The organism is Salinarimonas soli, assembly GCF_008386575.1.
Classification (GTDB): Bacteria; Pseudomonadota; Alphaproteobacteria; order Rhizobiales; family Beijerinckiaceae; genus Salinarimonas_A; species Salinarimonas_A soli.
In genome coordinates, this window is the sequence record NZ_VUOA01000004.1 from 1 (window position 1) to 19,363 (window position 19,363).

General features: G+C 71.2%; 16 protein-coding genes. 13 read left to right on the forward strand and 3 right to left on the reverse strand.

Annotation, left to right across the window (positions count from 1 at the left end; all coding sequences use genetic code 11):
• The first annotated feature begins 64 nt into the window (after nucleotides 1-64).
• From murB to F0L46_RS01210, 13 genes are all read left to right on the forward strand, one after another.
• Nucleotides 65-991 carry a UDP-N-acetylmuramate dehydrogenase gene (gene murB, locus F0L46_RS01150; RefSeq protein ID WP_149815197.1) on the forward strand — a complete coding sequence of 309 codons (927 nt, stop codon included), beginning with the start codon at nucleotides 65-67 and terminating at the stop codon, nucleotides 989-991.
• Between the two features lie 4 nt (nucleotides 992-995).
• Complete coding sequence (locus tag F0L46_RS01155; protein ID WP_149815198.1) at nucleotides 996-1,211, forward strand: type II toxin-antitoxin system HicB family antitoxin; 216 nt, start codon at nucleotides 996-998, stop codon at nucleotides 1,209-1,211.
• 23 nt (nucleotides 1,212-1,234) lie between these two features.
• Nucleotides 1,235-2,158 carry a D-alanine--D-alanine ligase gene (locus F0L46_RS01160; protein ID WP_149815199.1) on the forward strand — a complete coding sequence of 308 codons (924 nt, stop codon included), beginning with the start codon at nucleotides 1,235-1,237 and terminating at the stop codon, nucleotides 2,156-2,158.
• Nucleotides 2,125-3,069 (forward strand): cell division protein FtsQ/DivIB, encoded by a 945-nt coding sequence (locus F0L46_RS01165; RefSeq protein WP_149815200.1) that lies wholly within the window; start codon nucleotides 2,125-2,127, stop codon nucleotides 3,067-3,069. The genes F0L46_RS01160 and F0L46_RS01165 overlap by 34 nt, the downstream gene beginning before the upstream one ends.
• The gene (gene ftsA, locus F0L46_RS01170) at nucleotides 3,066-4,388 is read left to right on the forward strand and encodes a cell division protein FtsA (RefSeq protein ID WP_149815201.1); all 1,323 of its coding nucleotides are present in this window, start codon (nucleotides 3,066-3,068) and stop codon (nucleotides 4,386-4,388) included. The genes F0L46_RS01165 and ftsA overlap by 4 nt, the downstream gene beginning before the upstream one ends.
• 129 nt (nucleotides 4,389-4,517) lie before the next feature.
• Entirely contained in the window at nucleotides 4,518-6,290 is a 1,773-nt protein-coding gene (gene ftsZ / locus F0L46_RS01175; RefSeq protein ID WP_149815202.1) for a cell division protein FtsZ, read from the forward strand.
• A gap of 292 nt (nucleotides 6,291-6,582) precedes the next feature.
• Nucleotides 6,583-7,530 (forward strand): UDP-3-O-acyl-N-acetylglucosamine deacetylase, encoded by a 948-nt coding sequence (lpxC, locus tag F0L46_RS01180; RefSeq protein ID WP_149815203.1) that lies wholly within the window; start codon nucleotides 6,583-6,585, stop codon nucleotides 7,528-7,530.
• A gap of 176 nt (nucleotides 7,531-7,706) precedes the next feature.
• Nucleotides 7,707-8,597: an outer membrane protein assembly factor BamD gene (locus F0L46_RS01185; protein ID WP_149815204.1), complete on the forward strand. Its 891-nt coding sequence runs from the start codon at nucleotides 7,707-7,709 to the stop codon at nucleotides 8,595-8,597.
• Nucleotides 8,598-8,609: 12 nt separating this feature from the next.
• Entirely contained in the window at nucleotides 8,610-10,283 is a 1,674-nt protein-coding gene (gene recN, locus F0L46_RS01190) for a DNA repair protein RecN (protein ID WP_149815205.1), read from the forward strand.
• Nucleotides 10,284-10,376: 93 nt separating this feature from the next.
• Complete coding sequence (gene ligA, locus F0L46_RS01195; protein WP_149815206.1) at nucleotides 10,377-12,518, forward strand: NAD-dependent DNA ligase LigA; 2,142 nt, start codon at nucleotides 10,377-10,379, stop codon at nucleotides 12,516-12,518.
• Between the two features lie 348 nt (nucleotides 12,519-12,866).
• Nucleotides 12,867-13,736, forward strand: coding sequence for an AraC family transcriptional regulator (locus tag F0L46_RS01200; RefSeq protein WP_149815207.1), 870 nt, complete (start codon nucleotides 12,867-12,869; stop codon nucleotides 13,734-13,736).
• 377 nt (nucleotides 13,737-14,113) lie between these two features.
• The gene (locus F0L46_RS01205) at nucleotides 14,114-14,812 is read left to right on the forward strand and encodes an AzlC family ABC transporter permease (RefSeq protein WP_149815208.1); all 699 of its coding nucleotides are present in this window, start codon (nucleotides 14,114-14,116) and stop codon (nucleotides 14,810-14,812) included.
• Entirely contained in the window at nucleotides 14,809-15,111 is a 303-nt protein-coding gene (locus F0L46_RS01210) for an AzlD family protein (RefSeq protein WP_149815209.1), read from the forward strand. Before F0L46_RS01205 ends, F0L46_RS01210 begins: the two co-directional genes overlap by 4 nt.
• Before the next feature lie 205 nt (nucleotides 15,112-15,316).
• On the opposite strand, the gene F0L46_RS01215 is transcribed toward F0L46_RS01210, so the two are convergent.
• From F0L46_RS01215 to F0L46_RS01225, 3 genes are all read right to left on the reverse strand, one after another.
• A complete protein-coding gene (locus tag F0L46_RS01215; RefSeq protein ID WP_149815210.1) occupies nucleotides 15,317-16,921 on the reverse strand; it encodes an ABC transporter ATP-binding protein in 1,605 nt (534 codons plus the stop codon).
• Between the two features lie 165 nt (nucleotides 16,922-17,086).
• On the reverse strand, nucleotides 17,087-18,214 hold the full coding sequence (locus F0L46_RS01220) for an ABC transporter permease subunit (protein WP_149815211.1): 1,128 nt from the start codon (nucleotides 18,212-18,214) through the stop codon (nucleotides 17,087-17,089).
• A gap of 51 nt (nucleotides 18,215-18,265) precedes the next feature.
• Nucleotides 18,266-19,186 (reverse strand): ABC transporter permease subunit, encoded by a 921-nt coding sequence (locus tag F0L46_RS01225; protein WP_149815212.1) that lies wholly within the window; start codon nucleotides 19,184-19,186, stop codon nucleotides 18,266-18,268.
• Nucleotides 19,187-19,363 lie beyond the last annotated feature (177 nt).

A 19,363-nucleotide genomic window follows, 5' to 3' on the forward strand; every position in this document is an offset into this window, starting at 1 on the left:
CAAGCCCCGGCAAGGGGGCTTTCGGCCCTCTCCCCGCACGGCGGGGAGAGGAGAAAGGCCGCCCATGACCTTCCCCGACCTCACCGCTGACCTGCGCGCCCGCATCCCCGAGCTGCGGGGCACGCTGGAGGCCAACGCGGCCACGGCGCCCCTGTCGTGGTTTCGCACCGGCGGCCCGGCGCAGCTCCTGTTCGCGCCCGCCGACGAGGCGGATCTGGCGCGCTTCCTCGCCGCCCTCCCGGCCGAGCTGCCGCTCATGGTGGTGGGCCTCGGCTCGAACCTGCTGGTGCGCGACGGCGGGTTGCCTGGCGTGCTGATTCGCCTGGGCAAGCCCTTCGCCGAGATCGCGGTGGAGCCGAATCGCCGGGTGCGGGCGGGAGCGGGCGCGGCGGACGTGAAGGTGGCGCGCACGGCGGCGGAGGCCGGCATTGCCGGGCTGTCGTTCCTGCGTGGCATCCCGGGCACCATCGGCGGCGCCCTGCGCATGAACGGCGGCGCCTATGGCGGCGAGGTGAAGGACGTGCTCGTGGAGGCGCGCGGCGTCACGCGGGCGGGCGACGTCGTGGCCTACACCAACGCCGAGATGGGCTTCACCTATCGCCACTGCGCCGTGCCCGACGACGTGATCTTCACGGGAGCGCTCTTCGAGGGCCGCCCGGGCGACCCGGCCGAGATCCTCGCCGAGATGAACGCCATCACCGAGGCGCGCTCATCGAGCCAGCCCGTCAACACCCGCACCGGCGGCTCCACCTTCAAGAACCCGCCCGGCCGCAAGGCCTGGGAGCTCATCGACGCTGCCGGCTGCCGGGGACTTCGCCGGGGCGACGCCCAGGTGTCGGAGCTCCACTGCAACTTCCTCATCAACCACGGCAAGGCCTCGGCCGCCGACATCGAGGGCCTGGGCGAGGACGTGCGCCGCCGGGTGCGGGAGACCTCCGGCGTGGAGCTGGAATGGGAGATCAAGCGGGTTGGGCTCGCGGCGGAGGGGTGATTCGATGCGTTACCGCGTCGTGATCGAGAGGGCCGGGGCGAACGTTTCGGCTTATGTGCCCGAGCTGCCCGGCTGCGTCGCGACCGGTCCGAATGCTGCCCTGGTGCGGAACGAGATCCGCGACGCCATCCGCTTCCACCTCGACGGATTGCGGGAGGACGGCCTGCCGGTTCCCGCCTCGTCCGAACCGATCGACCTCGTCGACGACCCGCCACCTTGATGATCTGATTGGAGACCCCACCCATGCCCAAGCACGTCGCCCTCCTCATGGGAGGCTGGTCCTCCGAGCGGGAAGTGAGCCTCAGCACCGGCCGGGCGTGCTGCAAGGCCCTGGAGAGCGTGGGCTACCAGGTCACGCCCATCGACGTGCAGCCCGACATCGCGGGCGTGCTCGACGCGATGCGGCCGGACGTCGCGTTCAACGCGCTGCACGGGCGATTCGGCGAGGATGGGACGATCCAGGGCGTCCTGGAGATCCTGCGCATCCCGTATACGCATTCGGGCGTCCTCGCCTCGGCGCTCGCCATGCAGAAGGACCGGGCCAAGGTGGTCATGAAGGCTGCCGGCGTGACGGTCCCGGAAGGCTTGGTGGTTAACAGGTTCGTGGCCGCCAAGAGCCACGTGATGCCGCCGCCCTACGTGATCAAGCCCGTCGCCGAGGGCTCGTCGGTGGGCGTGATCATCGTGCGCGAGGACCGCGCCCATCCGCCCCAGGAGCTCACCCGCGAGGACTGGCCCTATGGGGAGCAAGTGCTTGTGGAGAAATACATTCCCGGCCGGGAGATCACCTGCGCCGTGATGGGCGGGCGGGCGCTCGACGTGATCGACATCCGCCCTGCCACGGGGCTGTTCTACGACTTCGACGCCAAGTACGCGAAGGGGGGCTCGATCCACGTCCTTCCCGCCGAACTTTCACCGAATGTTTACCAACGTGTCCAAGAGTTGGCGTTAACGGCGCATCAAGCACTCGGATGTCGGGGCGTCAGCCGTGCGGACCTGAGATACGACGACACCCCCGGCGGAACCGGGGAGGTCGTGGTCCTCGAGGTCAACACGCAGCCCGGGATGACCGAGACGAGCCTTGTGCCGGAGATCGCCGCTTACGCGGGCTACTCCTTCGGTGAGCTTGTCCAATGGATGGTGGAGGACGCTTCCCTCGATCGCTGACCCCCGGGTTCCCCGGCGGGGAGGGCGGTCGCGCGCCTGCCTCCGGCGGCGCGGCGCGGGGCTCCCGCTGGCGCCGGCGCGGCCCGTCCGTGGCGGCCCCCCGCGGCCAGCGCATTCCCCGCCACGCGGGCTCGGTCCTCGCGGTGGCCTTCTTCGCCACGGTCGTCGGCTTCGGCCTGCAGGCGGGCGGCCATCTCGACGAGATCCAGGCTCGCCAGGGCGCTCCCCATCACGCCATCGCCCGGGCGCTGGGCTTCGGGATCGACCACGTCACGGTGAGCGGCATCGCCCAGCTCGACGCGGGCGACGTCCTGACCACGGGCGGGATCGGGCCGCGCACCTCGCTGCCCTTCCTCGACGCGGGCGACGTCCGGGCCCGGCTGGAGGGCATCCCGCTCGTGAAGAGCGCTGCGGTCCGCAAGCTCTATCCCGGCGAGCTCATCGTCACCCTCGAGGAGCGCCAGGCGCACGCCCTCTGGCAGCGCAACGGCGAGATCGTCGTGGTGGCGGCCGACGGCACGGTCATCGACCGGCTGCGCGACGACCGCTTCGCCGGTCTGCCCCTCGTGGTGGGGGAGGGCGCCAATGCCCGCACGGCCGAGTACCTCGCCCTCGTGGAGGCGGCCGGCCCCCTCAAGAGCCACATCCGCGCCGGTACCCTCGTGGCCGGCCGGCGCTGGACGCTCAAGGTTGACGGCGTCGACGTCCGCCTGCCCGAGCAGGGCGCCGATGCCGCGCTCGCCCGGCTCGTCCGCCTGGAGCGCGAGCAGAAGATCCTCGATCGCGACATCATCGCCATCGATCTGCGCATGCCCGACCGCGTGGTGGTGCGCCTGACCGAGGACGCGGCGGCGGCGCGCGCCGAGGCCGTCAAGAAGAAGCCGACCCGGGGGAAGGGGGTCGAGACATGAGCATCCAGCAAGGCCTGACGCCGCGCATGCGGCCGTTGCCGGCGCGAAAGAGCGCGACCTTGTCCGTGCTCGACGTGGGCACGAGCAAGATCGTCTGCCTCGTGGCGGAGCTCCTGCCCATCGAGGCGAGCGACCTTCTGCCCGGGCGCACCCATCTGGCGCGGGTGATCGGCATCGGCCATCAGCGCTCCATGGGCCTCAAGGGCGGCGCCGTCGTCGACCTGGAGGCGGCCGAGAACGCCATCCGGCAGGCGGTGCACGCCGCCGAGCGCATGGCGAAGGTGGAGATCCGCTCCGTCATCGTGAACCTCACGGGCGGCCGCCTCGGCTCGACGCATTTCGAGGCGAATGTCGGCGTGAGGGGCGGGCCCGTGGGCCCCTCCGACCTGCACCGGGTGCTGGAGGCGGCGAGCCGCCACGGCGTGCCCCCCAACCGCACGGTCCTGCACGCCCTGCCCACCGGCTACCGCCTCGACGCCCAGACGGGCATCACCGATCCCGCCGGCATGGTGGGCGAGTCGCTCGGCGTCGACCTGCACGTGGTGACGGGCGAAGCCGCGGCCGCGCGCAACCTCATGCTCGCGGTCGAGCGCTGCCACCTCGGCATCGAGGCCGTGATCTCGACGCCCTACGCCTCGGGCCTCTCCGCGCTCGCCGACGACGAGGCCGAGATGGGCTGCGCCGTGGTCGATCTCGGCGGCGGCACCACGAGCGTCGGCGTGTTCGCCGGCGGCCATCTCGTCCATGTGGACGCGCTGGCGGTGGGCGGTCACCACGTCACCATGGACATCGCCCGGGGCCTCACCACCCGGGTCGCCACGGCCGAGCGCCTGAAGACCCTGCACGGGTCGTGCATGGCGAGCGCGTCCGACGAGCGCGACATGCTCGCCGTGCCCCAGGTCGACGAGGACGAGCGCGACGTCCAGAACCATCTGCCGAAGTCGCATCTGGTGCGCATCATCCGCCCGCGCGTCGAGGAGATCCTCGAGCTCGTGCGCGATCGGCTCCGGGGCGCGGGCTTCGCGGCGCAGGCGGGCCGCAGGGTGATCCTCACCGGCGGCGGCAGCCAGCTCGTCGGGCTGCCCGAAACCGCCCGCCGCATTCTCGAGGGCCAGGTCCGCGTGGGCCGGCCGCTTGGAATCAAGGGACTTCCCGATGCCGCGAAAGGCCCTGCCTTCTCGGCCGCCGTGGGGCTCCTCGTTTATCCGCAGGTCGCGCATGTCGAGCATTTCGAACCGCGCGCCGGCGGAATCTTCGCCAGTACCGGCACCGACGGCTACCTCTCGCGGGTGGGCCGGTGGTTCCGGGAGAGTTTCTGAGTAAGCCGCCGGACGGGGCGGCGCAGGGCGGGGGCACCCCGCCGGGCTCCACCGCCGCGTCCACGTGAGTTCGCTTTTTTGGGTGCCGCGGGGCGCCTGACGCAAGAAGCCAAAGAGGGCAACAGGGTCATGCCAATCAGTCTGCAAGCCCCGGACATCCGGGAACTCAAGCCGCACATCACGGTGTTCGGCGTCGGCGGCGCCGGCGGCAACGCGGTGAACAACATGATGGAATCGGGCCTCCAGGGCGTCGAGTTCGTCGTGGCCAACACCGACGCGCAGGCGCTCGCCTCCTCGCATGCCGAGCGCATCGTGCAGATGGGCATCGCGGTGACCGAGGGCCTGGGCGCGGGCTCGCAGCCCGAGGTCGGGCGCGCGGCGGCCGAGGAGGTCATCGACGAGATCCGCGACCAGCTCTCGGGCGCCCACATGGTGTTCATCACCGCCGGCATGGGCGGCGGCACCGGCACCGGCGCCGCCCCCGTGGTGGCCCGCGCGGCCCGCGAGATGGGCATCCTCACGGTCGGCGTCGTCACGAAGCCGTTCCAGTTCGAGGGCGCACGCCGCATGCGCGTCGCCGAGGCCGGCATCATCGAGCTCCAGCAGAGCGTCGACACCCTCATCGTCATCCCCAACCAGAACCTGTTCCGGGTGGCGAACGAGAAGACCACCTTCGCCTCGGCCTTCGCCATGGCCGACCAGGTGCTCTATTCGGGCGTGGCCTGCATCACCGACCTCATGGTCAAGGAAGGCCTGATCAACCTCGACTTCGCCGACGTGCGCGCCATCATGCGCGGCATGGGCAAGGCGATGATGGGCACGGGCGAGGCGTCCGGCGAGAACCGCGCCATGCGCGCGGCGGAGGCGGCCATCGCCAACCCGCTCATCGACGACGTGTCGATGAAGGGCGCGCGCGGCCTGCTCATCTCCATCACGGGCGGCCCCGACCTCACCCTCTACGAGGTGGACGAGGCGGCGACCCGCATCCGCGAGGAGGTCGATCACGAGGCGAACATCATCCTCGGCGCGACCTTCGACGAGGGCCTGGAGGGCATCATCCGCGTGTCGGTGGTGGCCACGGGCATCGACCAGGGCCTCATCCAGCAGGTGGTCACGGACGTGTCGGCGACCGAGCAGCGGATCGCCGAGGTGGCTGAGCGCCTGCGGGCCGAGGCGCGCTCGCGGGGCACCTCGCCCCAGACCGTGCCGAACCTGCGCTCCGAATCGGTGATCCGGCCCGCCGTCGAGGCCCCGGCTCCCGTGGCGCCCGTGCATGCCGCCCCGGTCCACGTCGCCCACGCTCCCGTGGTCGCGCAGGCCCCCGTGGTCGAGGCGCCGGTCTATGCCGAGCCCGCGCCGCAGGCGATCCACCGCGACGAGGTGACCTTCACCCCGGCCCAGGCCCGTCAGGCCGTGGCCTACGAGGCGCCCGCGCCTGCGGAGCATGCCCCGGTCGAGGCCCACAGCCCCGCCCAGCCCTACATCCCGCCGCAGCCCGAGCGCGCCGGCGTGATGCGCCCGGCCCGCATGCCCCGCGTGGACGAGCTCCCGCTCCCGGGCCAGGCGCAGATGCGCGCCACCCGTCCCGAGGCCGAGATGCCGGCGGGGGACGCCAAGCGCATGTCGCTCCTCCAGCGCCTCGCCACCGTCGGCTTCGGCCGCAAGGAGGAAGGCGGGCATCACCCGATGCCGGAGGCCGCTCCCCGCGCCGAGGCGCCCCGCGCGCCCGTGGCCGGCGCTCCCTCGGCGGCGCACGCCCAGTACGCCAAGCGCCCGGTGGCGCCGCAGGGCTACGCTCCCGCCCAGGGCAACCTCGATCCCCAGGGCCGCGTGGTGCCCCAGCGGGCGACCGAGGACGACCAGCTGGAGATCCCGGCCTTCCTGCGCCGCCAGTCCAACTGACGTTAACCAAACCCGTCGATCAGGGTCCCCGGGCGCCTTCCGCGCCCGGGGATTTTTGCGTTAAAAGCGGTGCTCGCAGAGTGGTTTACGGGATGTCAGCCTTTTGTTTCGTATTGTAACAGAGCGAAAGAAAGCGTGATTTGGCCAGAGGCTTGGCCACGACTATGTTCCCGGAATGCAAAAGAGGGCAGGCGCTGTTCGGCGCCGAGACCCCAGGGGCTGCAAACGGACGGATCGGGGATGTCGGCGGCAGCGCCAGCTGCCGGGACCGGGTTTCGGCCGAGGTGATAGAATGAAACAGCAATTTCAGACGACCCTTCGCGCTCCGGTTACGCTCACCGGCATCGGTGTGCACTCCGGCGACGAGGTTCGGCTCGTTCTGCACCCGGCGGAAGCCGATCACGGCGTGGTCTTCCTGCGCACCGGCCTGGCCCAGGGGCGCGACCGGATGATCGACGCCTCGCACACCGCCGTCACCGCCACCGAGCTGTGCACCGTGATCGGTGATCGCGATTCGGGCGCGGTCGCCACCATCGAGCACCTGATGTCCGCCCTCTACGGTCTGGGCGTCGACAACGTCCTCGTCGAGATCGACGGCACCGAGGTGCCGATCCTGGACGGCTCCGCCGCTCCCTTCGTGGCCGCGATCGAGGCGGTCGGCATCACCTCGGTGGGCGCCCCGCGCCGCTACATCCGCGTCAAGCGCACCGTGCGCGTGGAGCAGGGCAAGGCCTTCTCGGAGCTGCGCCCCAACGACCGCGCCTTCCGCCTCGACGTCGAGATCGACTTCCCCTGCTCCATCATCGGCCGCCAGCGCAAGGTCTACGAGCTGGCCCCGGCCAGCTACCGCCGCGAGATCTCGCGCGCCCGCACCTTCGGCTTCATGCGGGACGTGGAGCGCCTCTGGAAGGCGGGCTTCGCGCTCGGCGCCTCCCTCGAGAACACCGTCGCGGTGGGCGAGGACGCGGTGATCAACCCGGAAGGCCTGCGCTACGCCGACGAGTTCGTCCGGCACAAGACCCTCGACGCCATCGGCGACCTGGCCCTCGCCGGCCTGCCGCTGCTCGCGACCTATCGCTCCTATTGCGGCGGCCACCGCCTGAATTTCGCGGTGCTCGAGGCCCTGTTCTCGGACCGGGCGAACTACGAGATCGTCGAGATGACCGGGCGCCGCGAGGGCTCGCATGCCGATCTCCCGGCCGGCATCGCCATGCCGGCCTACGCCGCCGACGTTCACTAAGGGTCTTCGGGCTCACGCCAAGGGCGTTGGCAGGCTGCGGCGATCATCCGCCGCAGGTCGCGCGTGACCGATTATGGGGTTCGTGCACTGCCGGACTTGGCGCGCGCCATCCCGATGGGGTAAAGACCCCTGATTCAACGCCGGAACGGCGCACACTTCTCGGAGGTCGGTGGGGCATGTCTATCGCGAAAGCGACGCTCGATGGAGGAACGGCGCGGGCCGTGCTCCTCCTCGCCTGTGGCCTCGCCCTTGCGGGCTGCGACACCCTCTCGTCGATCAATCCGTTCGACAAGTCCGAAACCTACAAGATGGAGATCGTCGCGGAGGTTCCGGCCGAGCAGCTCTACAATGACGGGCTCGCCCGGATGCAGCGGGGCGACACGGACGGCGCGGCGAAGAAGTTCGGCGAGGTCGAGAAGCAGCATCCCTATTCCGAGTGGTCGCGCCGCGCGATGATCATGACGGCGTTCGCCCATTACCAGGGCTTGCGCTACGAGGACTCGATCAACGCCTCGCGGCGTTACCTCCAGCTCCATCCGGCGAGCACTGACGCGGCTTATGCCCAGTATCTGCTGGCGATGTCGCACTTCAACCAGATCCCGGACGTGACCCGCGACCAGGACCGCTCCGAGAAGGCCCTCGCGGCGCTCCAGGAGCTCGTCGACCGCTATCCGAAGTCCGAGTACGTGGCGGACGCCCGCCAGCGCATCCAGGTCGCCCGCGACCAGATCGCCGGCAAGGAGATGGAGGTCGGCCGCTACTACCTCCAGCGCCGCAACTACACCGGCGCGATCAACCGCTTCCGCGACGTGGTCGCCAAGTACCAGACCACCCGGCACGTCGAGGAGGCGCTCGCGCGCCTGACCGAGGCCTACATGGCCATGGGCATCGCCGGCGAGGCGCAGACCGCTGCCGCCGTGCTGGGTCACAACTTCCCCGACAGCCCCTGGTACAAGGACTCCTACGCCCTCCTCCAGACCGGTGGCCTCTCACCGCGCGAGGATCAGGGGTCCTGGATCAGCCGCGCCTTCCGCGGCCTGACCGGCGTGCGCACGGCGGGCGGCTGACCGTCTGGCCGGATGCTGCTCCAGCTCGCCATCCGCGACATCGTCCTCATCGACCGGCTCGAGCTCGACTTCCGTGAGGGCCTGAGCGTCCTCACGGGCGAGACGGGCGCCGGCAAGTCCATCCTGCTCGACGCGTTCTCCCTGGCGCTCGGCGGCCGCGGGGACGGCGGGCTCGTCCGCCATGGCGAGTCGCAGGGGCAGATCACCGCTGTCTTCGACGTGCCCCTCGACCATCCGGCCCGCCGGATCGCGGCCGATGCCGACATCGACAACGAGGGCGACCTCATCCTGCGCCGCGTCCAGGTGGCGGACGGGCGCACCCGCGCCTTCGTCAACGACCAGGCGGTGAGCGTCCAGGTGCTGCGCTCCATCGGCCAGACCCTCGTCGAGATCCACGGCCAGCACGACGACCGCGCCCTCGTCGATCCCGGTACCCACCGCCTCATCCTCGACGCCTTCGGCGACCTGCAGGCGGACGCCCGCGCCGTGGCCGAGGCCGCCAAGGCCGTGCGCACCGCGCGCACCGAGCTGGAGCGCCACCGCAGCCGCATCGCTGCGGCGCGGAAGGAGGCCGACTTCCTGCGCCACGCGGTGGAGGAGCTCGCCGAGCTGAAACCGGAGCCCGGCGAGGAGGCCGCGCTCGCCGAGCGCCGCCAGCTGATGATGGGCTCGGAGAAGGTCGCCAAGGACCTCAACGACGCCTACGACGCCGTCGCGGGCCAGTCCTCCGTGGTGCCGACGCTCTCGGCGGCCGTGCGCAAGCTGGAGCGCCGCTCGGCCCAGACACCGGCCCTCGTCGACCCCTCCGTCAAGGCGCTCGACGCCGCCCTCATCGCCCTAGACGAGGCCCGCGCGGCCCTGGAGGACGCGCTGCGGGCTGCCGAGTACGATCCGCGCGAGCTGGAGCGGACCGAGGAGCGCCTCTTCGCGCTACGCGCCGCCGCCCGTAAATACGACGTTGCGGCGGACGATCTCGCGGCCCTGCGCGAGCGCTTCGAGGCCGACGTTGCCGCGATCGATGCCGGCGAGGAGCAGCTCGGGCGCCTGGAGGCGGCCGTGGGCGAGGCGGACGCGGTCTACCTCAAGGCCGCCCGGCGGCTCTCCGAGGGACGCCGCCGCACCGCCGCCGCCCTCGACAAGGCGGTCTCCGCCGAGCTGCCCCCCCTGAAGCTGGAGCGCGCCCGCTTCACGACCCACATCGACACGGACGAGACCGCCCGGGAGCCCACGGGCTTCGACCGGGTGGAGTTCTGGGTTCAGACCAATCCGGGCACCAAGGGCGGCCCGATGCTGAAGGTCGCCTCGGGCGGCGAGCTCTCCCGCTTCATGCTCGCCCTCAAGGTGGTGCTCGCCGACAAGGGCTCGGCGCCGACCCTCGTCTTCGACGAGATCGACACGGGCGTCGGCGGCGCGGTGGCGGACGCCATCGGCCAGCGCCTGTCGCGTCTTGCCGCCAAGGTTCAGGTCATGGCGGTGACCCACGCGCCCCAGGTCGCGGCCCGCGCCGAGAGCCACTTCCTCATCGCCAAGGAGCCCGTCCCCGGCTCCGACCGCGTCGCCACCCGCGTCCTCCCGCTCGCCGAGGAACCCCGCCGCGAGGAGATCGCCCGCATGCTCGCCGGCGCCACGATCACCGACGAGGCGAGGGCTGCCGCGGGGCGGCTGCTGGAATCCGCGGTTCGGTAGCGCCCTTCTCCGAGGGGGAGCGGTGTCGCGCCCCCTTGCCATTTCCCACGAGTCCGGGATTCCTGCACCCCCGTTTTCACCCCGCAGGGTCCCATGTCCGACGCGCCCTCCACCGACCACCTCTCCCCCGAGGACGCCCGCGCCGAGCATGCCCGCCTGGGCCGTGAGATCGCGGAGCACGACCGGCGCTATCACGGGGAGGATGCCCCGATCATCTCGGATGCGGAGTACGACGCGCTGCGCCGGCGCTTCGACGCGATCGAGGCGCGCTTCCCCGAGCTGAAGCGGGCGAGCGCGGTGGGCGCGAAGGTGGGCCACACGCCCTCGGAGAAGTTCGCCAAGGTGCGCCACCGCGTGCCCATGCTCTCGCTCTCCAACGGCTTCGCGGACGAGGACGTGACCGAGTTCGTGGAGCGCATCCGCCGCTTCCTGCAATGGGGCGAGCAGCCGCTCGCCTTCACGGCCGAGCCGAAGATCGACGGGCTTTCCTTGAGCCTGCGCTACGAGGGCGGGCGGCTCGTCAGCGCCGCGACGCGGGGCGACGGGATCGAGGGCGAGAACGTCACGGCGAACGCCCGAACTGTCGCCGACATCCCGCAGACCTTGAAAGGCGAGGGGGCTCCGGAGGTGTGCGAGATCCGTGGCGAGGTCTATCTCTCGCACGCGGATTTCGCAGGGATCAACGAGCGCCAGGCCGCGGCCGGAAAGCCCCTCTTCGCCAACCCGCGCAACGCGGCGGCAGGGTCCCTGCGCCAGCTCGACCCCGCCATCACCGCCTCGCGGCCGCTCCGCTTCTTCGCCTATGCCTGGGGCGAGATGAGCGCGATGCCCTCGAAAACCCAGTCCGGCATGATCGCCTGCATGGGGCATTGGGGCTTCGTCACCAACCCGCTCACCCGCCGCTGCGAGAGCGTCGAGGAGCTGCTCGCCCATTACCACGCCATCGAGACCGACAGGGCCAATCTCGGCTACGACATCGACGGCGTCGTCTACAAGGTGGACGATCTGGGGCTTCAAGGTCGCCTCGGCTTCGTCTCCCGCTTCCCCCGCTGGGCGCTCGCCCACAAGTTCCCGGCGCAGACGGCGGTGACCACCGTGGAGGCTATCGAGATCAATGTGGGCCGCACGGGGTCGCTGAACCCGCTGGCGCGGCTCAAGCCCGTGACGGTGGGCGGCGTCGTGGTCTCGAACGCGACGCTGCACAACGAGGATTACATCCGCGGCATCGGCGGCAACGGAGAGCCCATCCGCGGCGGTGTCGACATCCGCGTCGGCGACACCGTGACGATCCAGCGCGCGGGCGACGTGATCCCCAAGGTCATGGACGTGATCCTGGAGCGCCGCCCGGCCGACTCGAAGCCCTACGAGTTCCCCACCCTCTGCCCGGCCTGCGGCAGCCATGCGGTGCGCGAGGTCAACCCGCGCACCAAGCGCGAGGACGCGGTGCGCCGCTGCACGGGCGGGCTAATCTGCCCCGCGCAGGCGCGCGAGCGCCTGAAGCACTTCGTGTCCCGCAACGCCTTCGACATCGAAGGCCTGGGCGAGAGCCGCATCGACGAGTTCTACGAGGAGGGGCTCGTCATGAGCCCCGCCGACATCTTCACCCTGGAGGCCCGCAACGCGCGGGGCCTCAAGCGGCTGGAGAACCGGGAGGGCTGGGGCGCGCAGAGCGCCCGGAACCTCTTTTCCGCCATCGAGGCCCGACGGACGCTCCCGCTCAACCGCTTCATCTTCGGGCTCGGCATCCCGCATATCGGCGAGACGAACGCCAAGCTGCTCGCGCGCCATTACGGCACCGTGGAGCATCTACGCGAGGTGCTGGAGGCGGCGGCCGACCCGGAGTCGGAGGCCTATGCCGACCTCACCAATATCGGCGGCATCGGCGAGGTGGTGGCGGACGCCCTCGTGGAGTTCTTCAAGGAGGCCCACAACCGCGACATGCTCGACAAGCTCCTCGCCGAGGTCCGCCCGCAGCCCATCGAGACCGCGGCGGCGGCGAACTCGCCCGTGGCCGGCAAGACGGTGGTGTTCACGGGGTCCCTTGAGAAGATGACTCGCGACGAGGCCAAGGCGCAGGCCGAGCGGCTCGGCGCCAAGGTGGCCGGCTCGGTGTCGAAGAAGACCGACCTCGTGGTGGCGGGGCCGGGCGCCGGCTCGAAGCTCGACAAGGCGAGGGAGCTGGGGATCGAGATCCTGGACGAGGACGGCTGGATCGCCATGGCGGGCGGAGCGTAGGGGCGCCGCTCCCCTCTCCCATGGGGAGAGGGGCCGGGGGTGAGGGGGTACCACGCTGATCCAGCGGTCTCTCCTCATGCTGAGGTGCCCTGCGGAGCCCGGCCTCGAAGCACGCAGGACGCTTGCCATAGCTGCCTGGAGATCCCTGGAGCGCCCTTCGAGGCCCACCTGCGGTGGGCACCTCAGGACGAGGTTAGAGGGTGGAATCAGCGTAGTGGGAGACCGCTGGTCTACTGTCCAACCCCTCACCCCCTGGCACTTCGTGCATCCCTCTCCCCCCCGGGAGAGGGGAGCCACCGCGCACTTTCGTCCAAGACGGCGTCCATCCCTCGTGCCATCCTCCCGGCCATGACCGTTGCGTCCCCTGATGTCGCGCTCGATCCCGATCGCCCCGGCGACGTCGCCGTCTATTGGCGGGTGAGCCGGCTCGACGGGCTGGAGTTCCTGCGCGCCACCTTCCGCACGCACGCCTACGCGCCCCACACCCACGAGACCTACGCGGTGGCGGCGATCCTCGACGGGTGCGAGACGTTCAGGCACCGGGGCGAGCGGCGCTATGCCCCCACGGGGTCGGTGGCGGTGGTGTGCCCCGACGAGCTGCATGACGGCGAGCCCTTCGGCGAGGCCTTCGAGTACCGGACGTTCTATCCCTCCGTGGCCTTGATGCGCGAGATCGCGGAGGACATCACCGGGCGCGCCGTGCCTCACCCGCCCTGGTTCGAGCGCTCGGTGATCGACGATCCGGAGCTGGCGACGGCGATCACGGGGTTGCACGCGGTCCTCGCCCCCGAGCGGACCCCCGCCTCGGTTCTGGAGCAGGACGCCCGGCTCATCGCCGTGCTCGGCCGGCTCGTCGCTCGCTACGCGGATCTCGCCACGCCGCCGCCCGTGCGCCGCGAGAGCCGGGCGGTGCGGCGGGCGCGCGAGCTCCTCGACGCGCGCTTCGCCGAGGAGGTGGAGCTTATCGATCTCGCCCGCACGGCCGGGCTGTCGCGCGCCCACCTGATCCGGGCCTTCCGCCGCGAGACGGGGCTCACGCCGCACGCCTACCAGATCGACCGCCGCTTTCGCGCGGCGAGCCGCCTGCTGGAGCGCGGCGAGGCGCCGGGCGCGGTGGCGGCGGCCTGTGGGTTCTGCGATCAGAGCCACCTCAACCGGGTGTTCAAGGCCCGCATGGGCGTGACGCCGGGCGCCTACCGCCGGGCCGGGGGGCGCTGAGACGCTGGCCTGGGCCGACGTCTCCCCATCCCCTCATGCTGAGGTGGCCTGCGGAGCAGGCCCTCGAAGCACGCACCACATGCGTGAGCCGGACGGAGATTTCTGGAACGCCCTTCGAAGCCCACTTCGTGGGCGCCTGAGTGGCTGACCCGAAAAGGCCTGCTCCTCACCCCCTCATGCTGAGGAGCTCGCGAAGCGGGCGTCTCGAAGCACGCAGGACGCTTGCCACGGCCGGCCGGCGATCCCTGGAGCGCCCTTCGAGGCCCGCTTCGCGGGCGCCTCAGGACGAGGGTGGAGCGTGGGCCCTCCCTCTGTCAGGCCGTCGAGGAGCACTCCCGTCCAAGACGCCATGGCGTGTCCTACGGCATGACCGGCCCATGACACGCCATCCCCATCTCTGGTCCGACATCCGCGACGGCATCCGTGACGTCGCGGCGCCCGGCATCGCCGCCATCCCCATCGGCCTCCTGTTCGGCGCCGTCGCCGCGGGCAAAGGCCTCTCGGCCGCCGAGGTGACGTTGATGTCCGCCCTCGTCTTCGCCGGCGGCGCGCAGTTCGCGGCGATCGAGATCTGGTCCACCCCGGTGCCCGTGGCCGCGCTCGCCTTCTCGACGCTGCTCATCAACCTGCGCCACGTCCTGATGAGCGCCTCGCTGGCGCGGAAGGTGGCGTTCGGGCGCGGCGCACGCCTCCTGGGCTTCGCCGTCATGGCGGACGAGAACTGGGCCTTGGCGGAGCGCCGGGCTCTCCGGGCGCCGGTCTCCTTCGCCTATTGGGGCGGCATGGGCCTGGTGTTCTGGCTCAACTGGGTTTTTTGGAGCGCGCTCGGGGCGGTGATCGGCGCCGCCATGGGGCCGCCTGAGCGGTTCGGGGCGGACTTCGCCTTCACGGCCCTGTTCATCGGCCTCATCGCCACCTTCGTGACCGGGCGCGGCACGCTCCTCGTCATCGCGGCGAGCGGGATCACGGCGGCCCTCGTCCACCGCTTCATCGGCGCCCCCTGGCATGTGGCGGCGGGCGCCATTGCCGGCATCGCGGCGGCCTATCTGGCGGCGCCCCGGGAGGACGCGCCATGAGCCTCGACGGCGCGACCCTCGCGGCCATCCTCGCCATGGCCCTCATCACCTACGCGACCCGCACGGCGGGCCTGGCCCTCGCGGGCCGTCTCGCGCTCGCCGGGCGCGCCAAGGCGGCGTTCGAAGCGATCCCCCCGGCCGTGCTCACCGCCGTCATCGCCCCCACCGCGCTCGCCACCGGCTGGCCCGAAACCCTCGCCGCCGCTATCACCGCCCTCGCCGCCACCCGCCTGCCGCTGCTCGCCACGATCGCCTTAGGCGTAGCCGCGGTGGTGGGGCTGCGGGCGGTGATGGCGTAGGGCGGCGTTCTACCTCTCCCCGCATGCGGGGAGAGGGCTTCGCCTGCGGACTGACAGGCGAAGCGAGCGCGGCAGCGCGAGGGTGAGGGGACCGGGACGGTGGAGCTCTACGCGGAGAGACCCCCTCACACTCGCCCTTCGGGCTTGCTCCGCGCCCGGCAAGGGGGTGGAGCCCTCTCCCCGCGCGGCGGGGAGAGGCGGGGCGTCAGGTCTCCACGGGTGCAGCCAGGAACGCCGCTGCGATCAGCTCCCGCGTGTAGGCCTCCCGAGGCGCCTCGAAGATGCGTTCCACGTCGCCCCGCTCCACCACCCGGCCCGACTTCATCACCACGATCTCGTCGGCGAGCGCGCGGACCACGGCGAGGTCGTGGCTGATGAAGACGTAGGCCAGGCCGTGTCGGGTCTGGAGGTCGCGCAGGAGCTCGACGATCTCCTTCTGCACCGAGCGGTCGAGGGCGGAGGTGGGCTCGTCGAGCACCACGAGCTTCGGGGCGAGGATCATGGCCCGGGCGATGGCGATGCGCTGGCGCTGGCCGCCGGAGAACTCGTGCGGGTAGCGGTTGCGGCCGCTAGGGTCGAGCCGCACCTCCTCGAAGGCCTGGGCGGCGCGCCGGTCGCGCTCGCGCCGCGAGAGCGCGGGCTCGTGGACGAGGAGCCCTTCGGTGACGATCTCTCCCGCCGTCATGCGCGGCGAGAGCGAGCCGAACGGGTCCTGGAACACCATCTGCATGCGCCGGCGCAGGGGGCGCAGCTCGCCCCGCTCCAGGGGCATGAGGTTGCGGTCCTCGAAGCGCACCAGCCCGCTCGCCTCCTGGAGGCGGAGCACCGCGCGCCCGAGCGTCGACTTGCCCGAGCCCGATTCGCCCACGACGCCGACCGTCTCGCCTGCCCGGACCCGCAGATCGACGCCGTCCACGGCGCGGATCTCGTGGCGGGTGCGCCCGAACAGGCCCGAGCCCGTGTGGAACGTGACTCGCACGTCGCGGGCGTCGAGCACCACGGGCGCGCTCGGCGCCACGGGCGCCTTGCGCCCGCGCGGCTCGGCGTCGATGAGCATGCGGGTATAGGGGTGGGCCGGCGCGGCGAAGAGGGCGGCGGTCGCTCCCTGCTCCACCACCTCGCCGTGGCGCATCACGTAGGTGCGGTCGGCGAAGCGGCGCACCACGCCGAGATCGTGGGTGATGAACACGATCGACATGCCAAGCCGCCCCTGGAGGTCGCGCAGCAGGTCGAGGATGCGGGCCTGGACCGTGACGTCGAGCGCCGTGGTGGGCTCGTCGGCGATGAGCACGTCGGGATCGTTGGCGAGCGCCATGGCGATCATGACGCGCTGGCGCTGGCCGCCCGACAATTCGTGCGGATAGGCGTTCACGCGCCGCGCGGGATCGGGGACGCGCACGAGCTCCAGGAGCTCCACGGCGCGCGCCAAGGCCTGGCGCTTCGAGAGCCCGCCATGGGCCACGAGGGGGAGGCTCAGCTGGTCGCCGATCCGGTAGAGCGGATCGAGCGAGGTCATCGGCTCCTGGAAGATCATGGTGAGCTTGGAGCCGCGATAGCGGTTCAGCGCCCGCGGCTGCAGGCCGATCAGCTCCTCGCCCCGGTAGCGCACGGAGCCCTCGACGGTGCCGTTCGCGGCGAGGAGGCCCATGGCGGCCATCATGGTCTGGCTCTTGCCGGAGCCGGACTCGCCCACCACCGCCACGGTCTCGCCCTTGGCGACATCGATGTCGACGCCCCTCACGGCGTGGAGGATCCCGTCCCCGGTGCGGAAGCGGACCTGGAGGCCGCGGATGGAGAGGACGGGGGTCATGGGCGGGATCTTCCGGCGCGCGGCTGATTCCGGTCGCGTTGCGGCGGATGCCAGCGGGCCCTCTCCCCCCTTGCGGGGGAGAGATGGAGAGGGGGGNNCCCTCTGCCCCTGACGGGGCATCTCCCCCGCAAGGGGGGAGAGGAACCAAGCGGCACGGCGCGACCATCATCGATCCTTCGGATCGAGCGCGTCCCGCAGGCCGTCGCCGATGAAGTTGAGGGCGAACAGGGTCGCGATGAGGAAGAGCGAGGGGAAGACGAGCATGTAGGCGGCGCCCTGGATGTTCTTGGCGCCCTCGGCAATGAGCACGCCCCACGAGGTCAGGGGCTCCTGCACCCCGAGCCCAAGGAAGGACAGGAAGCTCTCCAGCAGGATCACCTTCGGCACCAGCAGCGTCATGTAGACGATTACGGGCCCGAGCGTGTTGGGGATGACGTGGCGGCGCAGGATGCCGGACGGGGTGGCGCCGAGGGCCTGCGCCGCCTGGACGTATTCCTGGCGCTTGATGGAGAGCGTCTGCCCCCGGACGATGCGCGCCATGTCGAGCCATTCCACGGCCCCCACCGCGATGAACATGAGCACGAAGTTCCGCCCGAAGAACACCACGAGCATGATGACGAAGAAGATGAAGGGCAGGGCGTAGAGGATGTCGACGAAGCGCATCATCAGGAGGTCGACGCGCCCGCCCGCATAGCCCGACACCGCCCCGTAGACCACGCCGATGAGGATCGCCACCACGGTGGCCAGGAGCCCGATGGCGAGCGACACCCGGCCCGCGATGAGGGTGCGGGTGAGGAGGTCGCGGCCGTTCGAATCGGTGCCGAACAGGAAGGTGCGGTACTCGATGGGTGCCTCGACCACGAGGCGCCGACCCTCCTCCTGGCGCTCCAGCACCTTGGCGGGCCCGAACAGGTCGGAGCGGTCGAAATAGGCGAGCAGCCGCTCGTCGATCGGGCGAGCGGCGACGAGCGCGAGGCGCACGGCGCCGTTCGCGACGGTGGCGCCCTCCGCCTTGGCGCGCGCCCGCGCCGCGATGCGCTCGGCGGCGGGGATCACCTGCTCGGGAAAGGGGTAGGCGGTGAGGCTTGCGGGCGCGCGGACGTAATCGGGATAGACCCGGTCGTAGGCGTGCCCCGTGAGCGCCGGGCCGACGAGGCAGGCCAGCGCGATGAGGCCCAGCACGACCATGCTGACGACGGCCGCGCGATTGCGCAGGAGCCGCGTGCGCGCGTCGGCCCAGAGCGAGCGGCCGACCACGGGGGCAGTGACCGGAAGGGCAGCGGCGTCGGTCATGGCCGGACCTGCTCCGCTCTCCCCGTGGGAGGGGGCAGCGCGCATCGCCGCTCACTCATAGCGCACCCGCGGATCGATCACGGCGTAGAGCACATCCACGAGAAGGTTGAACACGAGCACGAACACGGCCACCAGCACCACGGTCCCCATGACCAGCGTGTAGTCGCGGTTGAGCGCGCCCTCGACGAAGTAGCGGCCGACGCCCGGCAGGCCGAAGATGCTCTCCACCACCACCGAGCCGGTGAGCAGCGCCGCCGCCGCCGGGCCGAGATAGGACACCACGGGCAACACCGCGCCGCGCAGGGCATGGCGCACGACGACATGCGTCGGCAGGCCAAGGGATCGGAGCGTGCGGATGTGGTTGGAGCGCAGGGCCTCGATCATGGAGGCGCGGATCATGCGCGCCACCACCGCGATCTGGGGCAGGGCGAGGACGATCACCGGCAGGACGAGGCTGCGCACGGCGCCCCCGTTCCATCCGCCCACGGGGAGCCAGGCGAGCATGAGGCCGAACACGATCTGGAGCACGGGCGCCACCACGAAATTCGGGATCGTGAGGCCGAAGGTGCCCAGCCCCACCACCGCATAGTCGACCGCGCTGTTCTGGCGAAAGGCCGCGACGGTGCCGAGCGTGCCGCCGATCAGCACGGCGACGAGGAGCGCGAGGCCGCCCAGGGTCATCGAGACCGGCAGCCCCGAGGCGAAGAGCTCGGCGATGGTGAAGTCGCGGAAGTAGAAGGAGGGCCCGAAATCCCCGCGCAGCAGCGCGCCGACATAGAGAAGGTACTGCTCGGGAAGCGACCGGTCCAGCTGATAGATCCGCCTCAGGTTCTCCATCACCTTCGCCTCCAGCGGCTGCTCGAGATCGAATGGCCCGCCGGGCGCCACGCGGATGAGGAAGAACGCGATCGTGACGATCAGGAAGAGGGTGGGGATCGCGGAGACGAGGCGGCGGAGGATGAAGGGGAGCATCGGTTCGGATCCTCCTCTCCCCGCCGCGCGGGGAGAGGGCTGAGGCCCCCCTTGCCGGGGGCCGAGGCGAGGGCGGCAGCCCGGGGGTGAGGGGGCCTGAACGCTGGAGCTCGATCCTTCCAGGCCCCCTCACCCTCGCCGCTTCGCGGCTTGCTTTGCCCGCCATTTCGCGAGCGA